21 protein-coding genes and 1 other RNA gene are annotated in these 22,349 nt (G+C 69.3%); 14 read left to right on the top strand and 8 right to left on the bottom strand.

The features are described from left to right. Positions 1-28 precede the first annotated feature (28 nt). From T8T98_RS02235 to T8T98_RS02220, 4 genes are all read left to right on the top strand, one after another. On the top strand, positions 29-1,237 hold the full coding sequence (locus T8T98_RS02235) for a hydrolase (protein WP_251104206.1): 1,209 nt from the start codon (positions 29-31) through the stop codon (positions 1,235-1,237). Beyond that, entirely contained in the window at positions 1,234-2,250 is a 1,017-nt protein-coding gene (locus tag T8T98_RS02230; protein ID WP_160732010.1) for an arginine N-succinyltransferase, read from the top strand. The genes T8T98_RS02235 and T8T98_RS02230 overlap by 4 nt, the downstream gene beginning before the upstream one ends. A 22-nt stretch (positions 2,251-2,272) precedes the next feature. Beyond that, positions 2,273-3,523, top strand: a complete 1,251-nt coding sequence (locus T8T98_RS02225; RefSeq protein ID WP_251104207.1) for an N-succinylarginine dihydrolase — start codon at positions 2,273-2,275, stop codon at positions 3,521-3,523. A gap of 152 nt (positions 3,524-3,675) precedes the next feature. Then, positions 3,676-3,918 carry a hypothetical protein gene (locus tag T8T98_RS02220; RefSeq protein ID WP_160732008.1) on the top strand — a complete coding sequence of 81 codons (243 nt, stop codon included), beginning with the start codon at positions 3,676-3,678 and terminating at the stop codon, positions 3,916-3,918. Positions 3,919-4,064: 146 nt separating this feature from the next. On the opposite strand, the gene ssrA is transcribed toward T8T98_RS02220, so the two are convergent. Together ssrA and mscL are read right to left on the bottom strand one after the other, a co-directional pair. Next, positions 4,065-4,411: a transfer-messenger RNA gene (gene ssrA, locus T8T98_RS02215) on the bottom strand. A gap of 76 nt (positions 4,412-4,487) precedes the next feature. After that, complete coding sequence (mscL, locus tag T8T98_RS02210) at positions 4,488-4,925, bottom strand: large conductance mechanosensitive channel protein MscL (RefSeq protein WP_160732580.1); 438 nt, start codon at positions 4,923-4,925, stop codon at positions 4,488-4,490. A 166-nt stretch (positions 4,926-5,091) separates the two neighbouring features. Here mscL and T8T98_RS02205 point away from each other — a divergent pair, with 166 nt between their 5' ends. From T8T98_RS02205 to T8T98_RS02185, 5 genes are read left to right on the top strand one after another with little or no spacing between them, the layout of a single operon-like run. Then, positions 5,092-5,772 (top strand): LemA family protein, encoded by a 681-nt coding sequence (locus T8T98_RS02205; RefSeq protein WP_251104208.1) that lies wholly within the window; start codon positions 5,092-5,094, stop codon positions 5,770-5,772. An 11-nt stretch (positions 5,773-5,783) separates the two neighbouring features. Beyond that, on the top strand, positions 5,784-6,653 hold the full coding sequence (locus T8T98_RS02200) for a TPM domain-containing protein (protein WP_322295794.1): 870 nt from the start codon (positions 5,784-5,786) through the stop codon (positions 6,651-6,653). A gap of 3 nt (positions 6,654-6,656) precedes the next feature. Then, entirely contained in the window at positions 6,657-7,331 is a 675-nt protein-coding gene (locus tag T8T98_RS02195; protein WP_160732006.1) for a TPM domain-containing protein, read from the top strand. Beyond that, complete coding sequence (locus tag T8T98_RS02190) at positions 7,331-7,870, top strand: NUDIX hydrolase (protein WP_251104209.1); 540 nt, start codon at positions 7,331-7,333, stop codon at positions 7,868-7,870. The genes T8T98_RS02195 and T8T98_RS02190 overlap by 1 nt, the downstream gene beginning before the upstream one ends. A 1-nt stretch (position 7,871) precedes the next feature. Then, positions 7,872-8,654 (top strand): SDR family oxidoreductase, encoded by a 783-nt coding sequence (locus tag T8T98_RS02185; RefSeq protein ID WP_251104210.1) that lies wholly within the window; start codon positions 7,872-7,874, stop codon positions 8,652-8,654. Between the two features lie 21 nt (positions 8,655-8,675). Here the strand turns inward: T8T98_RS02185 and T8T98_RS02180 are convergent, their stop codons facing one another. Further along, entirely contained in the window at positions 8,676-8,897 is a 222-nt protein-coding gene (locus tag T8T98_RS02180) for a PspC domain-containing protein (protein WP_251104211.1), read from the bottom strand. Then, entirely contained in the window at positions 8,894-9,013 is a 120-nt protein-coding gene (locus T8T98_RS02175; RefSeq protein WP_202388870.1) for a recombination protein F, read from the bottom strand. The genes T8T98_RS02180 and T8T98_RS02175 overlap by 4 nt, the downstream gene beginning before the upstream one ends. A 228-nt stretch (positions 9,014-9,241) precedes the next feature. Between T8T98_RS02175 and recF the strand changes: the two genes are divergently transcribed. Continuing rightward, positions 9,242-10,324 carry a DNA replication/repair protein RecF gene (recF, locus tag T8T98_RS02170; protein ID WP_251104212.1) on the top strand — a complete coding sequence of 361 codons (1,083 nt, stop codon included), beginning with the start codon at positions 9,242-9,244 and terminating at the stop codon, positions 10,322-10,324. 13 nt (positions 10,325-10,337) lie between these two features. On the opposite strand, the gene T8T98_RS02165 is transcribed toward recF, so the two are convergent. Then, on the bottom strand, positions 10,338-11,063 hold the full coding sequence (locus T8T98_RS02165) for an arylesterase (RefSeq protein ID WP_251104213.1): 726 nt from the start codon (positions 11,061-11,063) through the stop codon (positions 10,338-10,340). A 47-nt stretch (positions 11,064-11,110) separates the two neighbouring features. Between T8T98_RS02165 and T8T98_RS02160 the strand changes: the two genes are divergently transcribed. After that, on the top strand, positions 11,111-11,800 hold the full coding sequence (locus T8T98_RS02160; protein ID WP_160732001.1) for an ABC transporter ATP-binding protein: 690 nt from the start codon (positions 11,111-11,113) through the stop codon (positions 11,798-11,800). Further along, complete coding sequence (locus T8T98_RS02155) at positions 11,793-14,312, top strand: ABC transporter permease (RefSeq protein WP_251104214.1); 2,520 nt, start codon at positions 11,793-11,795, stop codon at positions 14,310-14,312. Before T8T98_RS02160 ends, T8T98_RS02155 begins: the two co-directional genes overlap by 8 nt. A gap of 103 nt (positions 14,313-14,415) precedes the next feature. Here the strand turns inward: T8T98_RS02155 and T8T98_RS02150 are convergent, their stop codons facing one another. Next, positions 14,416-17,040, bottom strand: coding sequence for a TonB-dependent receptor (locus T8T98_RS02150; RefSeq protein WP_251104215.1), 2,625 nt, complete (start codon positions 17,038-17,040; stop codon positions 14,416-14,418). A gap of 241 nt (positions 17,041-17,281) precedes the next feature. Continuing rightward, complete coding sequence (locus T8T98_RS02145) at positions 17,282-17,737, bottom strand: DUF805 domain-containing protein (protein ID WP_251104216.1); 456 nt, start codon at positions 17,735-17,737, stop codon at positions 17,282-17,284. Between the two features lie 205 nt (positions 17,738-17,942). On the opposite strand from T8T98_RS02145, the gene typA reads away from it, so the two are divergent. Continuing rightward, positions 17,943-19,778, top strand: a complete 1,836-nt coding sequence (gene typA / locus T8T98_RS02140) for a translational GTPase TypA (protein ID WP_160731997.1) — start codon at positions 17,943-17,945, stop codon at positions 19,776-19,778. Between the two features lie 24 nt (positions 19,779-19,802). Here typA and T8T98_RS02135 read toward each other — a convergent pair whose 3' ends face one another. Further along, the gene (locus tag T8T98_RS02135) at positions 19,803-20,567 is read right to left on the bottom strand and encodes a ZIP family metal transporter (protein WP_251104217.1); all 765 of its coding nucleotides are present in this window, start codon (positions 20,565-20,567) and stop codon (positions 19,803-19,805) included. A 218-nt stretch (positions 20,568-20,785) separates the two neighbouring features. On the opposite strand from T8T98_RS02135, the gene putP reads away from it, so the two are divergent. Next, positions 20,786-22,261, top strand: a complete 1,476-nt coding sequence (gene putP, locus T8T98_RS02130; protein ID WP_251104218.1) for a sodium/proline symporter PutP — start codon at positions 20,786-20,788, stop codon at positions 22,259-22,261. The last annotated feature ends 88 nt before the right edge of the window (positions 22,262-22,349 follow it).

Below are 22,349 nucleotides of genomic sequence, written 5' to 3'. Positions count from 1 at the left end.
CGGAGAATCACGCTAGGCCAGGTTGCGAATGAAACCGGATTTCGACAGCAATGCCGCGCGCGAGGCGATCGATGCCGACGCCATGCTTGCCCAGGTGCAGGCGTGGAGCGCGATCAACACCGGCACCGCCAACCTCGACGGGCTGGCACGCCAGGCCGACGCCCTGGCGGAGGCTTTCGCCGAGCTTCCGGGAGAGATCGAACTGGTCGATCCCGCGCCGGTGACCGCGATCGACGCCGCGGGCGCGGAAGTGGAACGGGCCTTCGGGCGGCACCTCGTCCTGCGCGTACGGCCGCAGGCGCCGCGCCGGCTGCTCCTGACCGGGCACATGGACACGGTCTTCCCGGCCGACCACCCGTTCCAGGACCAGCGCTGGCTGGACGAGGAAACGCTGAACGGCCCCGGCCTTGCCGACATGAAGGGGGGCATTGCCGTCATCCTCCACGCGCTGACCGCGTTCGAACGCACGGCCGCGGCGGAGCAGGTCGGCTACGACGTGCTGATCAACTCGGACGAGGAAACCGGCTCGCTCGCCTCCGCGCCGCTGATCGAGCAACTGGCGCGGGGCAAATATGCCGCGCTGACCTACGAACCCTCGGCCCTGCCCGACGGCACGCTGGCCCATGCGCGCGGCGGCAGCGGCAACTATTCGCTGACCGTCGGCGGCCGCTCGGCCCACGCCGGCCGCAACCCGCAGGACGGGCGCAACGCGATCGTCGCCGCGGCGGCGCTGGTCCTGGGGCTGAAGCGGCTCCAGGCCGAGGATTGCCCGGTCAACCCCGCGCGGATCGATGGCGGATCGGCGAACAACGTCGTGCCCGACCACGCGATCGTGCGCTTCAACATCCGCCCGCGCAGCCCCGATGCCGCCGAGCGGTTCGAAAGCGGGCTGGTCGCCCTCGTCGGCGAGGTGCAGCAGGCCCACGAAGTGGCCGTCAGCCGCCATGGCGGGATCACCCGCCCGCCCAAGCCGGTGGACCGGCGGGCGCAGAAGCTGTTCGACCTCGTGCGCGATTGCGGCGCCGCGCTGGGCCAGGACATCGCCTGGCAATCGACCGGCGGCGTGTGCGACGGCAACAATATCGCCGCCACCGGGGTGCCGGTGGTGGACACGATGGGCGTGCGCGGCGGCGCCATCCATTCGCCCGACGAGTTCCTGATCGTACCCTCACTGGCGGAACGGGCCGCGCTGAGCGCGCTCGTCCTGCACAGGCTTGCCACTGGAGATCACGTTTGACTTTCGCCCTGCGCGCCGCGCGCGCCGACGACCTTGAGCCGATCTACGAAATGGCCAAGCTGACCGGCGGCGGCTTCACCAACCTGCCTCCCGACCGCGACGCCCTCTCGGCCAAGCTCGCCCGGGCCGAGGCCGCCTTCGCCCGCAAGGACGACGAGCTGGGCGACGACCAGTTCGTGCTGGTGCTGGAAGACACCGCCGGCGGCGCGGTGCGCGGCACCTGCCAGCTGTTCAGCCAGGTCGGCCAGCAATGGCCGTTCTATTCCTATCGCCTGACCACGCTGACCCAGCATTCGCAGGAACTGAACCGGACCGTGCGGGCCGAGCTGCTGAGCCTCGTCACCGACCTGGAGGGATGCAGCGAAGTCGGCGGGCTGTTCCTCCACCCGGGGGAGCGGGCCGGCGGGCTCGGCCTGCTGCTCGCGCGCAGCCGTTACCTGTTCATCGCCATGCACCGGCGGCGCTTCGCCGACCGGGTCCTGGCCGAGCTGCGCGGGATCATCGACGATCGCGGCGGGTCGCCGTTCTGGAACGGGGTCGCCGGGCGGTTCTTCGGCATGAGCTTCCAGGAAGCGGACTATTTCAACGCGATCAACGGCAACCAGTTCATCGCCGACCTGATGCCCAAGCACCCGGTCTATGTCGCCATGCTCGACGACGATGCGCGCAGCGTGATCGGCCTGCCGCATCCGTCGGGGCGGGCGGCGATGAAGATGCTGGAGAAGGAAGGCTTCGCCTACGAAGGCTACGTCGACATCTTCGACGGCGGGCCGACGATGACGGCGCGCACCGACCAGGTGAAAAGCGTCGCCGCCGCGCATCCGCACGCGGTCGAACGGTGCGATCTCGACTACGGCGAACGCGCGATCCTGGCGACCGGGGAACTGGAGGGCTTCCGCGCCGCCTACGGAATGCGCGAGATCACGCCCGAAGGCACGCTGGCGATCGACGAGGCCGCCGCCGCGGCGCTGCAGGTATCGCCGGGCGACGAGGTCTGGAGCGTTCCGCGATGAGCCGAACGCAGGGGCGCCCCGCATGGCACTGACCGAGATCAACTTCGACGGCATCGTCGGGCCCAGCCACAACTACGCCGGGCTGAGCCTGGGCAATATCGCCAGCGCGAGCCACAAGGGCGATCCGTCCTATCCGCGCGCCGCGGCGCTGCAGGGGCTGGCCAAGATGCGCGGCAATCTCGCGCGCGGGCTGGCCCAGGGCTTCCTCCTTCCCCTCCCCCGCCCGAACGGCGCGCTGCTGGAGCGGCTGGCGGTGGACGAGACGGCCGATCGCGCGCTCCTGGCGGCGGCCTGGTCGGCCAGTTCGATGTGGACCGCCAACGCGGCCACCGTCAGCCCCGCGCCCGACACGGCGGACGGGCGCTGCCACCTGACCCCGGCCAACCTCGCGACGATGCTCCACCGCGCGCAGGAGTGGCGCGACACGCGCCGCCAGCTGGAAATCGCCTTCGCCGACCGCGCGCATTTCGCGGTCCACGACGCGGTGCCGGCCAGCTTCGGCGACGAGGGCGCGGCCAACCACATGCGCTTTTGCGAAGGCCATGGCGCCCCCGGGGTCGAGGTGTTCGTCTATGGCCGCCCGGGCGGCCGCTTCCCCGCGCGCCAGCACGAACAGGCGAGCCTGGCGGTCGCGCGCCTCCACCGGCTCGACCCGCAGCGGACCGTCTTCATCGAGCAGAATCCCGAGGCGATCGAGGCCGGGGCTTTCCACAACGACGTGGTCGCCGTCGCCAACGAGCGGGTCCTGTTCTGCCACGAGAAAGCCTTCGCCGACCAGGCCGGCGCCTGCGACGCGATCCGCCGCCGCTTCCCGGCGCTGGAAGTGGTCGAGGTGCCCGCGGCCGAAGTCTCGCTGGCCGAGGCGATCCGGACATACCTGTTCAACGCCCAGCTCGTGACCCTGCCCGAAGGCGAAATGGCGCTCGTCGTGCCCGAGGAATGCCGCGAAAGCGCCGCCGTCTGGGGCTGGTGCGAACGGATGCTGGCCGGCAACGGGCCGATCCGCCAGGTGATCCCGGTGGACGTGCGCCAGTCGATGGCCAATGGCGGCGGCCCCGCCTGCCTGCGCCTGCGCGTGGTGGCCGACCCGGCGACGATCGACCCGCGTTTCCTGCTCGACGAGGCGCGCGCCGACCTGATCGAGCGCACGATCGCCGCCGCCTGGCCCGAACAGATCGACCCGGCGGACATCGGCTCCGCCACCCTCGCCCAGCAGGTTCGCGCGGCGCGCGCGGCCCTGCTCGACGCGCTCGATCTTACGGAGCTTCCCTGAACGGCACAGCCTGGCAAGGCGGACTGGACGGCCCGGGCGCGAGCGATAGAAACTGGCAGGCCGGTTAACCCTTGGCCCGCGCGGCAACCGGGGGCCGGGAACGCGATCGGCGCGGCCGGCGTTAACGGTCGTGACAAGTCCAGAGGAATTCGATGCTTCGCAAGTTGGCCCGGCTGTTCGTGATCAAGACCCGGTTCGAGGCCTACGTGATCATCTATGCCCTCGCGCTCGGCGCGACGGCGCGCGGCTCGGCCTATCTCGCGCAATATCCGGGCTGGGGCGGCAAGGCCCTGTTCCTCGCCTGCACCGGCGCGGTCTTCCTGGCCGGAGCCAAGATCCTCGACGCCCTGCGGTACGAGCGCGAGCGGCGCGAGGCGGCGCAGCGGACCCGCTGACGGGCAGCCCCTGACAGCGCGCAGCCGCCTACGTATCGCGGCGCACCACTCGGGCAGCCGCGAAAGCGACATGCCGGAACCGGCAAAAGGGATGGCAGGAAAGGGGAAAGGATGGGGGATTCTGTTGCCAGGCTCCCCCGGGCCCCCGGTATCCGTTCTGTTGACCGGTCGGTCCAACCGCGCTCTTAGCTTTGTAAATTCAGGCCGCTAGGCCGTCACATTACGCAGCGAGAGCAAGTGCTTCGTTGTCGTTGGCACTTATGAGTTTTGAGCCTTTAACGGGTTACTCAGCCCGGGCGAAAACAGTGTCTTTCAACACACGTCGATCCTGGTTCGGCCCCGTCAGCAAGCGCCTGCTGGCAGGCGTTTCCTGGTGGAGCCGCCGGGTACTGCCCCCGGGTCCGTTGTGCCTATTGCACACCGCACTTTATCGCCATAGCCGACCGAAACCGGCACGTCCCTATATAGGCAGGCCGACGTGAATGTGAAGTGAGCGGATCGCTCCCCCGCGCCGGGCCGCTGCACACGGCCCGGACCAACCCGGCCTCGTGCCGGGCGCGGGATGGCGGTCAGCCGCGTTTCTTCAGCTCGTCGCGGATTTCCTTGAGCAGGTCCAGCTCGGTCGGCCCGGTGGGCTTTTCCTCGGGCGGCTTCTTCTCGAACTCGGCCATCACGCGGTTGGCGTAGCGGACCAGCAGGAAGATGATGAAAGCCAGGATCACGAAATTGATCGCCGCCGTCACCAGCGCGCCATAGCCGATCATCGCGGCGCCCGCCTCTTTCAGCGCGGCGTAGTCGCTGGTCGATCCTTCGTACCCCTCGGGCGTGGACAGGAGGATGAAATAGCTGGAGAAGTCCACGCCGCCGAAGATCCAGCCGACCAGCGGCATGATCACGTCTTCGGTCAGCGAGGTCACGATCGTGCCGAAGGCTCCGGCGATGATCACGGCCACGGCAAGGTCGATCACGTTGCCCTTTGCAATGAAAGCCTTGAATTCCGTGAGCATGGACAAGCTGCCTCCTCGAACGATTGGTCCCGTCCCCGGTCTGTGCCAGCTTGGCGCGGTCCTGCCAAGCCCGCCGGCCCCGCTTGAAAAGCCCCGGCGGTGTGCTATCTGCGCAATACAGATTGCCGCGGCGCACGGTGCGCCCGCGCAAGGGGAGCTTTACTCGATGAACTGGAAATCCGTCCGGCGTTTTTCGCTCGTTGCCCTCGCCTCGCTCGGCCTGGCGGCCTGCGGGATCAACTCGGTCCCCGCGGCCGAAGAAAACGCCAAGGCCAAGTGGGCCGACGTCCAGGCCGCGTTCCAGGAACGCGCGAACCTGATCCCCAACCTGGAACAGATCGTCCTGTCTTCCGCCGAGCAGGAGCGCGAGACGTTCAACCAGGTGATCGAGGCGCGCGCCTCGGCCACCCGGCCCGAGATCCAGGTCGACGGTGCCGACCTGAGCAACCCGGAAGCCATGGCCCAGTACCAGCAGGCGCAGAGCCAGCTCGGCAGCGCGCTCAGCCGCCTGCTCGTATCGGTCGAACGCTATCCCGAACTGCGCAGCCAGGAAAACTTCGGCCGTTTCATGACCCAGATCGAAGGGCAGGAAAACCGCATCCGCGTGGCCATCCGCGATTACAACGAGGCGGTGCGCCAGTATAACACCACGATCCGCACGTTCCCCGACACGATCGGCGCCAATCTGATCCACGGGGCGGGACCGATGGTTCCGTACGAGGCGGTGAGCGAAGGCGCCGAAGTCGCGCCGACGCTGAACATGCGCGCCGGCGGCAACGGTGCCGCCGCGGGTGCCGGGGCGAACGACAACGCCGCCGACCAGCCCGCCGCCGCGGCCGCCAACTGAACACCGGCCAAGTGACCGGCCCGCAACCGAACGCCCTGCCCGCGCGCGGTGGGGCCTCGCCCGCGCTGCGCGGGGCGCTGTGCCTGCTGCTGGCCCTGGCCGGTGCGCTCGCGCTCGCGCTGCCCGCCGGCGCGCAGGATTTCCCCGAGCGCGGGACCGCGCCGGTCGTCGATGCGGCCAATATCATCGACCCCGCGACCGAGGCGGAGCTGACCGAGGCGCTCGACGCCTTCGAACAGCGCACCCAGCGCCAGTTTGCCATCGCCACGATCCCCGATCTGCAGGGATACGACATCGCCGACTACGGCTATCGCCTCGGGCGCGAATGGGGCCTGGGCGACGCGGAGAACAACGACGGCATCATCCTGATCGTGGCCCCCAACGAACGGCGGATGCGGATCGAGGTCGGCTATGGCCTCGAAGGGGTGATCCCCGATGGCCTGGCGTTCGAATACATCGAGGAAATGAAGCCGTTCTTCCGCGACGGCGACTATTCGGCCGGCATCGCGCTGGGCGCGCAGCGGATCATGGACCAGCTGGAACTGCCCCCGGAAGAGGCCGCGCGGGTCGCCGCCGAGGCGGAGCAGTCGCGCGAGAGCGAGGGCGGCTTTCCCTTCGGCGCACTGATCTGGCTCGCCTTCGTGTTCATGTTCTTCGTCCTGCCGATGCTGGGCGGCGGCCGGCGCCGGCGCTATCGCCGCGGCGTGGGCGGTGTCGTGGGGGACATCGTCCTGTGGGAAGCGGGCAAGGCGATCGCGCGCGGCCTGTCCGACGACGGCTGGGGCGGCGGCGGCGGTTTCGGCGGCGGGGGCGGCGGCTTCGGCGGTTTTTCCGGCGGCGGCGGCAGTTTCGGGGGCGGCGGCGCCTCGGGGGGATGGTAGGCGATGGGATATCTTGACGCCGATGGACATCGCACCGTCACCGACGCGGTCGCGGCGGCCGAGTTGGAAACCTCCGGCGAAATCGTGACCGTGATCGGCGACCGGTCGGACGATTATAACGACATCGCCCTGCTCTGGGCCATCGCCGCCGCCTTTACCGCGATGAGCGTGCTGGCTCTGTTTCCCGAGGTCTTCCTCGGCCTGATCGACGCGCTGATGGGCGGGTGGACGCACGAGTGGACCCCGGGCGAGCTGTTCGGCATCGCGACCGCCGTCGGCCTGGCGAAATTCGCCGCGGTCTGGGCGATCCAGCTGTGGCAGCCGCTCAAGTTCGCGCTCGTCCCCGGCCCGGTGAAGAGCGCGCGGGTCCACGCCAAGGCGGTCAAGCTGTTCAAGGTCGGCGCCGAACGGCGCACCCACGGGCGGACCGGGGTGCTGATCTACCTCTCGATGCGCGAACACCGCGCGGAAATCGTCGCCGACCAGCCGATCGCGGAAAAGGTCCCGGCCGATGTCTGGGGCGAGGCGATGGCCGACATGCTGGCCGAAATCCGCAAGGGCTGCGTCGCCGAAGGCATGGCCGCCGGGGTGCGCGACGTCGGCAGGGTCCTGTCGGGCCACTTCCCCCGCGCCGAAGACGACCGGAACGAACTGCCCGACCGGCTGATCGAGGTCTGATGACCGCCGACCGGGACGCGCCTGAAGAGATCGTCTGGCAGGGCAAGTACATCGTCGCGCGCAAGCGCGGCCGGTGGGAATACGTCTCGCGCGCGCGGGGCATCCGCGCGGCGGTGATCCTCGCGATCGAGGACGGGCACGTCCTGCTGGTCGAGCAGTATCGCGTCCCCCTCGGCCGGGTGTGCCTCGAACTGCCGGCCGGGCTGGTCGGCGACGACGCCGGGTGCGAGGACGAGGCGGTCGAGACGGCCGCGATCCGCGAGCTGGAAGAGGAAACCGGCTACCGCGCCGCGCGGGTGGAGGAACTGGGCGAATTCCACTCCTCGCCCGGGATGGTCAGCGAGAGCTTCACGCTCCTGCGCGCGCACGGCCTGCGCCGCACCGGCCCGGGCGGCGGCACCGATGGCGAGGATATCACCGTCCACCGGGTGCCGCTGGCCGAAGTGGCCGCGTTCGTCGCCGCGCGCCGCGCGCTGGGCCACGCGGTGGACGTGCGTATCGCCCTCTTGCTGACGGGCGCAATCCTGGGGGAGAGCTGACATGGCGGGAAGATGTGCGGGCAAGCTGGCGCTGGTCACGGGCGCGGCGCAGGGGCTGGGCGCAGCCCATGCCCGGCGGCTGGCGGAAGAAGGCGCGCGGGTGCTGTGCACCGATATCAACGGCGAAGGCGCCGCGGCCACGGCGGAAGCGATCGTGCACGACCTGGGCGCGGGGGCCGCGTTTTCCTGCGCCCACGACGTGACCGATCCCGACCAGTGGGACCGCGCCCTCGCCACCGCGCGCAGCGAACTGGGGGGCCTCAACGTCCTGGTCAACAACGCCGGGATCGGCGTCGGCGGCAATATCGAGAGCTGCGATTTCGAGGACTGGCGGCGCTGCTTCGCGGTGAACGTCGATTCGATCTTCCACGGTTGCCAGAAGGCCCTGCCGCTGATGCGCGACCATGCGCCGGGTTCGATCGTGAACATTTCCAGCATCGCCGGCCTGATCGCGAGCGACACGATGCCGGCCTACAACGCCAGCAAGGCGGCGGTGTGGATGCTGACCAAGTCGATCGCGTTGCACTGCGCGAAGAACAACATGGGCATTCGCTGCAATTCGATTCACCCGACCTTCGTCGACACGCCGATCCTCGATGGAACGGCGCGCCAGCACGATCTGGACAAGGATGTCCTGCTGGAGAAGCTGGCGCGGCAGATCCCGCTCAGGTTCGTCGGCGAGCCGGGCGATATCGCCAATGCCGTGGTTTACCTGGCGAGCGAGGAAAGCCGGTTCATGACGGGGGCCGAGATCAAGCTGGACGGCGGTATCTCGGCGATGTGACGGGCCCCGCCGGGAGGCCCGTCAATCGGCGATCAGCGCGATCGCGAGGTAGACCAGGATCAGCGATCCGAACCCGACCAGCGTGCCGACGGCGAAGCCGATGCGGACCAGGTTGGCGTCGATCCCGAAGTGGTTGGCGATCCCGCCGCAGACCCCGAACAGCTTGGCATTGGCCTTGTCGAGGCGGAAGCTGCTGTCGGGCGTCACGGCGGGCTTTTCCTGCTGGCGGTCGAGCCGGCTCACACCAGGATACCCGCGGGGCTGGCCGGAACGATCGCGGCGGCGAAGAAGACGGCCGACACGGCGAGGGCCGAAACGGCGGCGAAGACGCGGTTGCTCATGTCGTTGAACGTTTGCATGGTGATATTTCCCTTCCTGGATCTGTGTCCGTGAGCCAATCCCGCGAACGCTCCCTGCTTTGCACGGGGCGTGCCAGTTTCGAAAAACGGCGGAAATCCGCCATTTCTTCGTCGGCTCGCTAGGTTCACGCGATATTCATTCCCGCTATTTGGGAAATGACGCCAACTTTCGGCATCGCCTGAATCCGGTGGTCTTGCAAACACCGTCTCGCTATCGCCGCGATCTCGATGGCGCTCGATCTCATCTCCCTTTCCGACTTCCGCAATCACGCGCACAGCGAGCTGTCGGGAACCGCGCATTTCAACCTGCTCACCGGAGAAAACGGGGCGGGCAAGACCAATGTTCTCGAAGCGCTTTCGCTGCTGGCCCCCGGCCGCGGCCTGCGCCGCGCCCCGCTGGCGGAACTGGCGCGGGGCGGCGGGAGCGGCGGCTTCGCCATCGGGGCCTCGCTCCGCGACGGATCGGGCGAGCCGGTGCGGCTGGGCACCTTCGTGCGCGCCGATCGGCCGAACCGCCGGCTGGTCCAGGTCAACGGTGCGGAAGCGAGCGCGGCGAGCCTGGCCGAGTGGCTGGCGATCGGCTGGCTCACGCCGGCGATGGATCGTCTCTTCACCGACAGCGCCGGCGGGCGGCGGCGTTTCGTCGATCGCCTGGCGCTCGCGCTGGAACCCGCCCATGCCCGCCACGCCGCGCGCTACGAGGCCGCGCTGCGCGAACGCAACCGCCTGCTGGCGGACGATGCGCCGCCCGATCCGGTCTGGCTGGACGGGGTCGAGCGGCAACTGGCCGAGCACGGCAGCGCCCTCGCCCAGGCGCGCGGGCGCACGATCGCGGCGATCGCGCGGGCCCTGGCCGATTTCCCCGACGAACCTTTCGCCCGCCCCGCGCTCGCCCATGCGGCCGGCGGCCCGACCGGAGAAAGCGATCTCGCCGCCGCGCTGCGCGATAGCCGCCGCCGCGACCGCCAGGCCGGGCGGACCCTCGTCGGCCCGCATCGCGACGACCTGGACGTGGTCATGGCGGGCAAGGGTGCCCCGGCCGCGATCTGTTCGACCGGCGAACAGAAGGCGATGCTGATCGCGATCACGCTGGCCCATGCCGAGCTGGCGGCGCGCGGACGACCGGGCCTGCTCCTGCTCGACGAAGTCGCCGCGCACCTCGACCCCTTGCGGCGCGAGGCGCTGTTCGAGCGGCTGCGCGCGGGCGGAGCGCAAGTCTGGCTGACCGGGACGGAGCCGGCCCCGTTCGCCGCGATCGCGGGCGAAGCCGCCATGTGGACGGTCGAGGGCGGCACGGTGACCCGCCGCTAGGGCGGCCGCACGGCTACCGGGCCGGCTGCAGTTCCCGCTCTGGCTCTGGCTCCGGCTCTGGCAGGGCCGCGACAACCTGGTCGGCGGTCGCCGCCACCAGCGCCTCGATCCCCTCGGCCGTGGGATGGATGCGGTCGTCCTGGATCAACTCCGGCCGGTCGTAGACCGGCTCGAGGAAGAACGGCACCAGCTCGGCCCCGTATTCCTCCGCCAGCGCGGGATAGAGCGCGTCGAACGCGGCCTGGTACTCCGGCCCGTAGTTGGGCGGCGCGCGCATGCCCATCAGCAGGACGGGGATGTCCCGATCGCGCAGGATCTCCAGCATCCGGGCCAGGTTCGCCCGGGTTTCCTGCGGCTGCAACTGGCGCAGCAGGTCGTTGCCGCCCAGTTCCAGGATCACCAGGTCGGGCGCGCGTTCCTGCGCGTCGAGCGTGAAGGCGAGCCGCTGCAGACCTGCCGCGGTCGTGTCGCCCGAGACGCCGGCATTGGCGACGCGGGCATCGATCCCCCGGGCGCGCAAGGCGTTCTCCAGCCGCGCGGGATAGCTTTCGTCCGCGTCGAGGTTGTAGCCGGCGAACAGGCTGTTCCCGAACGCCAGAATGCGCCGTTCCGGCCCGGTCACCGGGGCGGCTTCCTGCGCGGCTTCTTCCCACGGGGCACTGTCGTGCCGCGGCGGCTCGCCGCTGCCGCAACCGGCCAGCAGGGCGGCGAGAAGGATCGACGAAAGGGCGAGACGCATCGGCAAGGCTCCTTGTTCCTCGCCCCTGCCTATGCCATCGCCACGGCGTGACAAGCCCTCCTCTCGCCATTTCGGCACGCAACCTCACCCTCACCCTCGGCCAGTCCGGCGCCCCGGTCGAGATCCTGCGCGGGATCGACCTCGATATCCGGGGCGGCGAAGTCGTCGCGCTGCTCGGCCCGTCGGGCTCGGGCAAGAGCTCGCTGATGGCCGTCCTCTCGGGCCTCGAACGCGCGAGCGGCGGCACGTTGCAGGTCGCCGGGCAGGATTTCGCCACGATGGACGAGGATTCGCTCGCGCTCGCGCGGCGCGGCCACATCGGGATCGTGCTCCAGGCCTTCCATCTCCTGCCGACGATGACCGCGCTCGAGAACGTCGCCACCCCGATGGAACTGGCCGGCGAAAGCGACGTCAGGGCCCGCGCCCGAGCCGAGCTGGAGGCGGTGGGCCTCGGCCACCGGCTCGACCACTATCCGCAGCAGCTTTCGGGCGGGGAACAGCAACGCGTGGCGATCGCGCGCGCCACCGCGCCGCGCCCGCGGCTGATCTTCGCCGACGAGCCGACCGGCAACCTCGACCTCGCGACCGGACACGGCATCATCGACCTGCTTTTCGCCCGTCGCGCCGATACCGGGGCGACCCTGCTGGTGATCACCCACGACCCGGAACTGGCCGAGCGGTGCGAGCGCGTCGTCACGATCGAGGACGGCCGGATCGCGAGCGACACCGGTGGCTGACTCGCTACCCCTCTCCGCGGCCTGGCGGATTGCCCGGCGCGATCTCAACGCGCGGTTCAGGGGCCTGCGCCTGCTGCTGGTCTGCCTGTTCCTGGGCACCGGCGCGCTGGCCGCGATCGGCACGCTGACCGGCGCGATCGAGCGCGAGCTGGCCGATCGCGGGCAGGTCCTGCTCGGGGGCGACCTGGAGATCGAGGTCTGGCAGCGCGACCTCCTCCCCGAAGAGAAGACCGCGCTCGCCGAATATGGCCGGATCTCGGGCGGGACGCGGCTCCAGGCAATGGCCAGCGCGGGTGGGAACGCCGCGCCGGTGGAACTGAAGGCGGTGGACGAGGCCTGGCCGCTCTACGGCCGCCTGACCCTGGAGGGCGGGCGCACGGCCGGGGCCCCGGCACCGGGCGAGGCCTGGCTGGCGCCGGGCGCGCTCGACCGCCTGGGCATCGCGGTGGGCGACAGCTTTCGCATCGGCACCGTGGAACTGGTCGCCGCCGGGGTGATCGCGGATGAGCCCGATCGCCTGTCCGAAGGGTTCCAGCTGGGCCCCACCGTCATCGTGGCCGAGGACCTGCCGCGCGCCGCCGGCCTGCTGGCCCCGGGGGCCATGTACCAGTCGAAGTATCGGGTCGCCTTTTCGCCCGACCGCGATCCGGAAGCGGTGGAGGAGGCGCTGGAAGCGCGCTTCCCCGAGGCCGGCTTCGATCTCCGCACCCGCGATCGCGCCTCGCCCGGGGCCGACCGCTTCGTCGGGCGGATGGGCGAATTTCTCACCCTCGTCGGCCTCGCCGCGCTGGTGATCGCCGGGATCGGCATCGGCGGCGGGGTCACATCGTACCTCGACGCGCGCCGCGCGAGCATCGCGACGCTGAAGGTGCTCGGCGCGACCAGCCGCGACATCGCCCGCATCTACGCGCTCCAGGTCGGCGCGGCGGCCGTGGTCGGCAGCGGGCTGGGCCTTCTCGCCGGCCTGCTGGTCACGCCGCTCCTCTCGGCCGCCTTGCAGGATCTCCTGCCGGTGCGCGGCGGCTTCGTCCTCGCACCGGGCGCGCTCCTGCTCGCCGCCGGGTACGGGCTGCTGGTGGCGCTGGTATTCGCGGCCCCGCCGCTGCTGCGCGCCCGGCGGTTCCCCGCGATGGCGCTGATGCGCGCGCGCGTGGCGCCCCTGGCCCACGACACCGCCGCCCTGCGCTGGGTCGCGGCCGGCCTCGCGGGGATCGTCGCGCTCGTCCTCCTGACCTCGCGCGATCCGCTGCTCGCGGCGATGTTCCTCGCCGGCGCGGCCGCCACGCTGGGCGCCCTGGCCCTGCTCGGGCGAGCGATAGCGCGGCTCGCCGCGCGCCTGCCGCGCCCCGCCAGCCCGCTGCTGCGCAACGCCATTGCCAACCTGCACCGGCCCGGTTCGTCCACCGGCGCGCTCGTCACCGCGCTCGGCTTCGGCCTCTCGGCCTTCGTCCTGCTCGCCGGGATACAGACCGCGATCGGCGGCAATATCGATCGGCGCGTGCCGCAGCAGGCGCCCGACTACTTCGTGCTCGACATTCCGCGCGACCGCGCGGCGCAGTTCGAAACGCTGGTCGAAAGCGAGCATCCGGGCGCGGCGATCCGCATGGTCCCGGCGCTGCGCGGCTCCGTCCTCGCCTATGGTCCGCGCGATTCGATGATCCGCGTGGCGGACCTGGAGGAAATCCCCGACGGGGCGTGGGGCCTTCGGGGCGAGCGCGGGCTGACATATGCCGACCGGGTGCCGCCGGGCAACACGCTGGTCGAAGGCGAATGGTGGGGGCCGATGTGGGCCGGCGAACCGCTGGTCTCGGTGGACGAGGAACTGGCCGAGGCCGCCGGGATCGCCGTGGGCGACTATATCACCGTCGGCGTGCTGGGGGTGGAGCGCACCGCGCGCGTGGCCAACCTGCGCCGGATCGACTGGGAAAGCATGGGCTTCAACTATGTCTTCGTGTTCAGCCCTAACGTGCTGCAGGACGCGCCGCACAATCTCGCCGCGACGATAGAGCTGCCGCCCGGCGCGCCTGCTGCCGCCCTGCTGCAACGGCTGGTGCGCGAATTCCCCTCCAGCTCGGTGATCGAGGTCGGGCAGGTGCTGTCGCAGGCGCGCACGATCCTGGGCCAGGTCGGCATCGCCACCTTCGCCGCCGCCTCGGTCGCGGTGCTCGCGGGGCTGGCCGTGCTGATCGGCGCGATTGCCGCGGCACGCGCGGCACGGACATACGACACCGTGATCCTGCGCGTTCTGGGCGCCAGCCGGCGGCAGGTCCTGGCCATGCAGCTTGTCGAATACGGGCTGCTGGCGCTGGCATTGGCCATCGTCGCCTTCGCGCTCGGCTCGGCGCTGGCCTGGCTGGTCGTGACCCGCCTGTTCGAATTCGACTGGCTGCCCGACTGGGGGGCCATGCTCGCCGTTCTCGGGGCCGGCGTCGTGGTCGTAATCGTCTTCGCCCTGGCCGGTTCGCTACCGCTGCTGCGGGCGAAGCCGGCGCGGGCCCTGCGCGCGCTCTAGCGCTTCCCCGCCCCGGCAGACGGAACCTGCACACAGGAAAGGGGCCGCCCGGCACAGGCGGCCCCTTCGTTTATCTTCGTCCGGCCCCGTCGGGCGGGCGGTGTCAGAACTTGAACCGCACCGTGCCGCCGTAAGTGCGCGGCTGGTTGGGATAGCCCGAGACCGTCCCCGCCTGCGCGACGCCGTCGAAAATCTGCGTCATGTAACGCTGGTTCGTGAGGTTGCGGACGAAGCCGCTGATTTCCAGCCCCATGTCGAGCGCCAGCGTGAGCGAGGCGTTGACCTGGTTCACTTCGCGCCGGAACAGGCGCGCCATGGCGATGCCCGCTTCGTTGCTGCCGAAGCCGGTCAGGCCGTCGGTGATCTGCGTATTGCTCTCGTGGTAATAGTCGAGCCGGCCGATCAGGGCATTGCCCGACACGCCGAATTCGTGCGTGTAAGTGGCCGACGTGGCGAGCGTCCATTCCGGGATCCCGGCCGGGCGCGCGCCCGACAGGTCGCCCAGGGTCGAGTTGGGGAAGCTGTCGTACTTCGGATCGAGGTAGGTCAGCGCGAACGTGAACACCAGCGGATCGGCCGGCTGGATCATCGAATCGAACTCGAACCCGCGGGTGGACTGTTCGCCCGCGTTGGCCAGCGCGAACCCCGTGCCGGTGAAGACGTTCGACTGGAAGCCTTCCAGCGTCTGGTCGAACAGCGCCATGTTGAAGCGCAGGCCCGGGAAATCGCCCTTGAGGCCGATTTCGTAGACTTCCGCCTCTTCCGGCCCGGCAAAGCGCGTGCCGGTGGTGAGGTTCGGCACGGCCAGGCCAGCATCGCGGATCGGCGACGACGGCGCGAGGATCGTGCTGCCATAGGGCCCGGGCGTGTAATCGGCGGGCAGCGGGCGGCTGTCGCGCGAGAGGTTGACCGAAGACGCCTTGAAGCCCGTCGCATAAGTGACATAGGCGTTCAGCCGGTCGGTCACGTCGAACGCGGCGCGCAGCGTGTAGCTGAAATCGTCGTCGCGCGTGCGGCCCGGCTCGACCGCGTTGGGCACGTCGAGGAACGGCGGCAGGAACTGCAGCGGCTGCAGCGCCAGCAGCGGATTCGTCGCCGGGTTGCTCGCCCCGGCGGCAATCGCCTGGAACGCGGCCGGATTGGCCTGCTGGAAGGCGGCAATGGTCGCGCCGTCCACGCTGCCCGGCGGCACGCCCAGCGCGTTCGCGATCTGCCCCACGATCACCACGTCCACCAGGTTCACGTTCGCCAGCGGATCGAGCGAATCCTGCTCGAGCGTGAAATCCTTCTTGTCCTTGGTGTAATTGAACCCGGCGGTCAGCGTCAGGCCGTCGAACGGCTCGAAATCGACCGTGCCGAAGATCGACCAGGCCTCGTTATCGAGCGTGAAATACTCGCGGGTGGAGGGGCCTTCGGCGAAGATCGAACCCTGCGTGAAGCCGAGCTGGCTTTCGACGAAGCCGAGCGTGCCGGGCGTTCCGCTTCCGGCCAGGAGATCGAAGAACGGCCGCGCGTCGGGCCCGTTGCTGAGGCCGCTGTGCTGTTCGACCTGTTCGTTGAAATAGAACGCGCCGAGCAGGAAGTTCACCGGCCCGTCGAAATCGGACGCGATGCGGAATTCCTGGGTGAAGGTGTCGTAGGCCTGGTCGCGCATTTCGCTGACCACGTCGGCGCTGGAGAAATCGACGTCCTGCTGGCTCAGCGAACGCAGCTCGCGGTAGGCGGTGATCGAGGTCAGCGTCAGCGCGCCAAGCTCGAGATCGGCCTGGAGCGAGCCGCCGTAGTTCTCGATCTCGTTGACCGGCAGGGTGTTGAGATAAGTCCGATCGGAAAACAGGTTCTCCGGATCGATCTGCCCGCCCACCGCGAACAGCAGCGGCACCGTCGGCCCGGCCACGACATTGCCGGCGAAGCAGCACAGCTCGTCGATCTTGGCATAGTCGCCGATCGCGCGGATGCGCAGCGGGCCGCCGTTTTCGAACAGCAGCTGCCCGCGCACCGAGTAGCGGTCGCGCTCGTTGATCTTCTCGTCGAGGTTGACGACATCGACATAGCCGTCGCGCTTGTTCAGGCTGCCGTCGAGCGAGAAGGCGATGCTGTCGCTGATCGGGCCGGTGATGTCGCCCTTCAGCACGATCTGGTCGAAATTGCCGTAAGTCGCGCTGACCGATCCGCCGAAGTCGAACTGCGGCGCGCGCGTCACGACCGAGATGACACCGGCGGAGGCGTTCTTGCCGAACAGCGTCGACTGCGGCCCGCGCAGGACCTCGACCCGCGAGACGTTGGCGATATCGGCGATCTGCCCGGCCGAGCGCGAGCGGAAGACGCCGTCGATGAACACGCCGACCGACGGTTCGATACCCGCGTTGTTTGCGCCGTTGCCGAAACCGCGGATGATGAAGGTCGTGTTGGCCGAGCTTTGCAGCTGGCTGACGCGCAGCGAAGGCGCCACCGTCTGCAGGTCGATCAGGTCGCGGATCTCCGCCCGCTCCAGCGTTTCGCCGGACGTGACGCTGACCGAAACCGGGGTTTCCTGGAGGGTCATCTCGCGCTTCGTCGCGGTCACCACGATCGGTTCGCCGGCGGACATCGGGGCGGCCACCTCGCCCGTTTCCCCGGCCGGGTCGGCTGCCGTTTCCGGTGCCTCCTGCGCAAACGCCGACACCGGCAGGGCAACGCCGGCCACACCTGCAAACAGGGCCGAGCGAACGGAAGCTGAAAAGCGCATCGAGTTTCCTCTCCAAAAAACCATTATCGGCGCGAGCTCGTGAAGGGGGGCCCCGCCTGGCTCCCGCGAATAGGTTCTCTTTCCGAACCTCTCAAGCGCGCCGTGGCGCCCTTCCCCATCCGGGAACGGGCGATGTGCCTTTCGAGTCACAGGTGCCGTTACGGCAAGGCGAGGGGGCGGCAGGCAGGCCGCGCGAACCGCCGCGAATCCTCGCGGCAGGGCAGGCCGCGCTCTCCCGAAGCTAGGCGAAAACCTCCGGCGTTGCTGGCCCCTTGGGATCCTCTCCGAACCGATTCGGCCCCGGAGTGCCGGGCAGCAGCATCAGCACGAGGTAGGCTATGCTGGCGAGGATGCCGATGAGCGGAATCGCGCCCGCGACGATGAAGCCCAGAAACCACCAGCCCGACATGTCCCGATCGTGCAAGCGGCGTACATTGACCGCGATGTTCGGGATCAACGTTGCCAGCCACCACAGCGGCAGGAGCAGGCCGATGCCGGACAACAGCCCGCCATAGACGGTCATCGCCCCCGCGCTATCGTCGAAAGTCGAGAGGTCAGGCCTGCCGAACCCGAAGACCAGCGCCGTGATGGCCGCGAGCACGATCGCATTGAGCAACGCGAACATCCAGTATTCCAGGCGCCGCGAGCGGCCCGAGAAATCGAAGTAGCGCTTCAGCGGCAAGATCATCCAGTTCATCGACAAGTCCCCCATCCGCGAAAGTGGCCCCCGTTCGGCCCTTCCCGACCGCGCGAATGAACCACAAGCCTCCGCCGCCAGCAACGCCAATTGTCATCGGGCGGGCCGCCCCCGCTTGCCCCGGGCCCCGTGCTCGTCTACGGCGCGCGCGTTTATTGCGCTGCACCATCGTCGCGCGCCAGCACCGAACCGAAAGCTCCGAAAGATGTCCGAACGTCTCCGCAACGTGGCGATTATCGCCCACGTCGACCATGGCAAGACCACCCTTGTCGACCAGCTCTTCCGCCAGTCCGGCACGTTCCGCGACAACCAGCGGGTCGACGAGCGGGCGATGGATTCCAACGACCTGGAAAAGGAACGCGGAATCACGATCCTGGCCAAGTGCACCTCGGTCGAATGGTCGGGCGGCGACGGGGAAGCGACCCGGATCAACATCGTCGATACCCCGGGCCACGCCGACTTCGGCGCCGAGGTGGAACGCATCCTGTCGATGGTCGATGGGGTGATCCTGCTGGTCGATTCGGCCGAAGGCGCGATGCCGCAGACCAAGTTCGTCACCGGCAAGGCGCTGGCGCTGGGCCTGAGGCCGATCGTCGTCGTGAACAAGATCGACCGCCCCGACGGCCGCCCGCAGGAAGTGCTGGACGAAGTGTTCGACCTGTTCGTCAGCCTCGACGCCAACGACGAACAGCTCGACTTTCCCGTTCTCTACGCCTCGGGCCGCGACGGCTACGCGAGCGAGGACCAGGCCGCGCGCGAGGGCACGCTGGAACCGCTGTTCGAGCGGATCGTGAACCACGTGCCGGCGCCGGGCCTCGACGACAGCGGGCCGTTCACCTTCCTCGCCACCCTGCTCGATCGCGACAACTTCATGGGCCGCGTGCTGACGGGGCGCGTCCAGTCGGGCACGGTGAACGTCAACGACCCGATCCACGCGCTCGACGCCGACGGCAACGTGATCGAGACGGGCCGCGCGACCAAGCTGCTCGCCTTCCGCGGGCTCGACCGCGTGCCGGTGGACAGCGCGCGGGCCGGCGATATCGTGGCGCTGGCCGGACTGGAGAAGGCGACCGTCGCCAATACCCTGGCCGATCCCGCGGTGAAGGAACCGATCGCCGCGCAGCCGATCGACCCGCCGACCCTGGCCATGCGCTTCGCCGTCAACGACAGCCCGCTGGCCGGGCGCGAGGGCAGCAAGGTCACCAGCCGCATGATCCGCGACCGCCTGCTGCGCGAAGCCGAAACCAATGTCGCGATCCGCGTGACCGAGAGCGACGACAAGGACAGTTTCGAGGTTGCCGGCCGCGGCGAATTGCAGCTGGGCGTGCTGATCGAGACGATGCGGCGCGAGGGCTTCGAACTGGGCATCAGCCGCCCGCGCGTGCTGTTCCGCGAGGAAGGCGGCCAGCGCCAGGAGCCCTACGAAACGGTCGTGATCGACGTCGACGACGAACACTCCGGCACGGTCGTCGAGAAGATGCAGCGGCGCAAGGCCGACCTGACCGAGATGCGGCCGAGCGGCCAGGGCAAGACGCGCATCACCTTCTCCGCGCCGAGCCGCGGGCTGATCGGCTACCACGGCGAATTCCTGTCGGACACGCGCGGAACGGGGATCATGAACCGCCTGTTCGAGAAGTACGACGTCTACAAGGGGCCGATCGAAGGCCGGATCAACGGCGTGCTCATCTCCAACTGCGCGGGCGAGGCGGTCGGCTACGCGCTGAACGCGCTGGAGGAGCGCGGCGAGCTGTTCATTGCGCCCCAGGCCAAGGTCTACGAAGGGATGATCATCGGCGAGAATGCCAAGCCGGAAGATCTCGAGGTCAACCCGCTCAAGTCCAAGCAGCTCACCAATTTCCGCTCGACCGGGAAGGACGACGCGATCCGGCTGAGCCCGCCGCGCAGGATGAGCCTGGAACAGGCGATCGCCTATATCGACGACGACGAGATGGTCGAGGTCACCCCGCAGTCGATCCGTCTGCGCAAGGCGATCCTCGACCCGCACGAGCGCAAGAAGGCGAAACGGCGCGCGGAAGCCTGACGCCGGGCCGGCACATGGCGGCGATCACGTCGCCATGTGCAGTTCCCCCAGCGCCAGCGCGGCATAGAGCGCCGCGCCGCCGAAGAACGGCAGGAAGTAGCTCTGGCGTTCTTCCGGCAGCTCTTCCTTGAGCACGACCAGCACGATCGCGCCCCCGACGAAGGCGAACAGCCCGCCGATCGCCAGCGAGGCGAGCGTCAGGACGACGCCAGTGGCCCAGCCAGCCAGGGTCGCGAGGGCGAGCGCGCAGCGCCCCCGCCGGTCGTAAAGCTCCACGTGGTGGCGCCGCACGCCGTAATCGGCGGTGACGAAATGGAGCATCATCGCCACGAAGTAGAGGGCCAGCCCGGCGAGGCTGTCGTCCTCGCGGTGGTTTAGGAGATAGGCGATGACGAAGATCAGCAGGCCGCTGGCGGCGATGTGCAGGCGGAACATCGCCTTCTCGGGCCGGTCGCGCCCTTCCTCCTCCCGCCGTGAGTCGCGCGAGGTGACGATGGCCCGCTCCATCCCGTAGAACAGGATCATCCCGGCCAGCGCCAGCGTGTAGACCACCGCCTCCGCCAGCGGCGCGGCGAGGCCCGTCGCCCGTTCGAACGTCGCGGCATGGGCGCCGATCTCGGGCATGATGTGCAGGAAGACGTAACCGACGGCGACCCCGCCGGCGAAACTCAGCCAGCGGCTGCGCGGGACCGCGTCGAGAAACCGCAGGTGGCCGACGAACAGGTGCACCGCGCAAAAGCCCAGGGCCATGGCGAACGAGACGGCGGCGAGAACGGGATCGCTGGTCATCGCGCGCCCCTTGTGGACCTTTCGCGACCGGATCGGCAACCGTCCGGCCCGCCCCCTTTTTGCCCGGGCGACCGGAATTGCGCGAACACGCCATATTGTTTCGGATACCGGCGGCGCCGCCTAACATTCCGGCTGCGCCGGCCGGAGGGCGCTCGATCGGTCGCGAATTTCCCACTGCCGGTAGCCATCGCCGCGCTTGCTTGTTACCCCCCTGCCCCATGCAGACAGGGACCCTCGTATCGCTCGCCGCCTATTTCATCCTGATGCTGGGCATCGGGCTCTATGCGTGGCGCAAGTCGACCGACACATCGGAAGCCTATCTCCTCGGCGGCCGGCAGCTCCACCCGGCCGTTGCCGCGCTCAGCGCCGGCGCATCGGACATGTCGGGCTGGCTCCTGCTCGGCCTGCCCGGCGCGCTCTATGCCGCCGGCCTGGTCGAGGCATGGATCGGCATCGGCCTGTTTGTCGGCGCCCTCGTGAACTGGATCGTCGTCGCGCCGCGACTGCGCAAGCAGACCGTGCAATATGGCAATGCCCTGACGATCCCCGAATTCCTGGCCAACCGCTTCCCCGACCAGGCGACCGCGCTGCGGGTCGTCTCGGCGATCATCATCGTCGTCTTCTTCACCGTCTATACCGCCGCCGGCCTCGTCGGCGGGGGCAAGCTGTTCGTGACCAGCTTCGCCGGCCTGTTCGGCGATACGGGGATGAGCGATTACATGTTCGGCATCCTGCTGACCGCCGGGGTCGTGCTCGCCTACACGATGGTCGGCGGTTTCCTGGCCGTCAGCCTGACCGATTTCGTCCAGGGCTGCATCATGGTCGTCGCGCTGGTCATCATGCCGCTGGTCGTCATGTTCGGCCCGGGCGGCAGCGCCGGCGAATCGCTGACGCAGGTCCAGCCCGGCTTCCTCGATATCGGTTACGGCCTCACTTTCCTCGGCTTCCTCTCGGCGGTCACCTGGGGGCTCGGCTATTTCGGGCAGCCGCACATCATCGTGCGCTTCATGGCCGTGCGCAGCCTCAAGGACGTGGCCGTCGCGCGCAACATCGGCATGGGCTGGATGTTCGTGTGCCTGATCGGCGCGATCGGCGTCGGACTGGCCGGCCGCGCCTATGTCGCGCGCAACGGGCTGGCCGTGGAGGACCCGGAGACGATCTTCATCGTCCTTGCCAACCTGCTGTTCCACCCGCTCGTGACCGGCTTCCTCCTCGCCGCCCTGCTCGCCGCGATCATGAGCACGATCAGTTCGCAGCTGCTCGTCTCGTCGAGTTCGCTGACCGAGGATTTCTATCGCCTGTTCCTGCGCAAGAAGGCGAGCGAGCGCGAGATCGTGAACGTCGGCCGGGCTGCCGTCCTGCTGGTCGCGCTGGCGGCAATGGTCATCGCCTCCGACCCCGAAAGCAAGGTCCTGGGCCTGGTGTCCAATGCCTGGGCGGGCTTCGGCGCAGCCTTCGGGCCGCTGATCATCCTGTCGCTGACCTGGAACCGGATGACCGGCGCGGGCGCGGTCGCCGGGTTGGTGGTCGGCGCCGGGGTCGTGGGCCTGTGGATCGCGATGGGCTGGAATGCCGGCTTCCTCGGCGGCGAAGGCATCTACGAGATCATTCCCGGCTTCATCGCCGCCTGGCTGGCGATCTGGGGCGTCAGCCTGGCGACGGTCCCGCCGCAGCGGGCCGTGCCGGCCGAGTAACCTGCCGCGCCCTCGGCGCCGGGGAACAGGGCGCGGGGAAGCGGGGCGCCGCGGAAAGGCGCCATTAACCGGAGCGCCTGCAAGAAGG

Source organism: Pelagerythrobacter marinus (assembly GCF_034375205.1).
Taxonomy (GTDB): domain Bacteria; phylum Pseudomonadota; class Alphaproteobacteria; order Sphingomonadales; family Sphingomonadaceae; genus Pelagerythrobacter; species Pelagerythrobacter marinus.
This window is presented reverse-complemented; position numbering and strand designations above follow the sequence as displayed.

Excerpts from the sequence above, each read along its gene's own strand:
- T8T98_RS02235 (WP_251104206.1), top strand. The coding sequence starts at position 29 with ATGAAACCGGATTTCGACAGCAATGCCGCGCGCGAGGCGATCGATGCC.
- T8T98_RS02225 (WP_251104207.1), top strand. The coding sequence starts at position 2,273 with ATGGCACTGACCGAGATCAACTTCGACGGCATCGTCGGGCCCAGCCAC.
- T8T98_RS02220 (WP_160732008.1), top strand. The coding sequence starts at position 3,676 with ATGCTTCGCAAGTTGGCCCGGCTGTTCGTGATCAAGACCCGGTTCGAG.
- mscL (WP_160732580.1), bottom strand. The coding sequence starts at position 4,925 with ATGCTCACGGAATTCAAGGCTTTCATTGCAAAGGGCAACGTGATCGAC.
- T8T98_RS02205 (WP_251104208.1), top strand. The coding sequence starts at position 5,092 with ATGAACTGGAAATCCGTCCGGCGTTTTTCGCTCGTTGCCCTCGCCTCG.
- T8T98_RS02195 (WP_160732006.1), top strand. The coding sequence starts at position 6,657 with ATGGGATATCTTGACGCCGATGGACATCGCACCGTCACCGACGCGGTC.
- T8T98_RS02190 (WP_251104209.1), top strand. The coding sequence starts at position 7,331 with ATGACCGCCGACCGGGACGCGCCTGAAGAGATCGTCTGGCAGGGCAAG.
- T8T98_RS02185 (WP_251104210.1), top strand. The coding sequence starts at position 7,872 with ATGGCGGGAAGATGTGCGGGCAAGCTGGCGCTGGTCACGGGCGCGGCG.
- T8T98_RS02175 (WP_202388870.1), bottom strand. The coding sequence starts at position 9,013 with ATGCAAACGTTCAACGACATGAGCAACCGCGTCTTCGCCGCCGTTTCG.
- recF (WP_251104212.1), top strand. The coding sequence starts at position 9,242 with ATGGCGCTCGATCTCATCTCCCTTTCCGACTTCCGCAATCACGCGCAC.
- T8T98_RS02165 (WP_251104213.1), bottom strand. The coding sequence starts at position 11,063 with ATGCGTCTCGCCCTTTCGTCGATCCTTCTCGCCGCCCTGCTGGCCGGT.
- T8T98_RS02150 (WP_251104215.1), bottom strand. The coding sequence starts at position 17,040 with ATGCGCTTTTCAGCTTCCGTTCGCTCGGCCCTGTTTGCAGGTGTGGCC.
- T8T98_RS02145 (WP_251104216.1), bottom strand. The coding sequence starts at position 17,737 with ATGAACTGGATGATCTTGCCGCTGAAGCGCTACTTCGATTTCTCGGGC.
- typA (WP_160731997.1), top strand. The coding sequence starts at position 17,943 with ATGTCCGAACGTCTCCGCAACGTGGCGATTATCGCCCACGTCGACCAT.
- T8T98_RS02135 (WP_251104217.1), bottom strand. The coding sequence starts at position 20,567 with ATGACCAGCGATCCCGTTCTCGCCGCCGTCTCGTTCGCCATGGCCCTG.
- putP (WP_251104218.1), top strand. The coding sequence starts at position 20,786 with ATGCAGACAGGGACCCTCGTATCGCTCGCCGCCTATTTCATCCTGATG.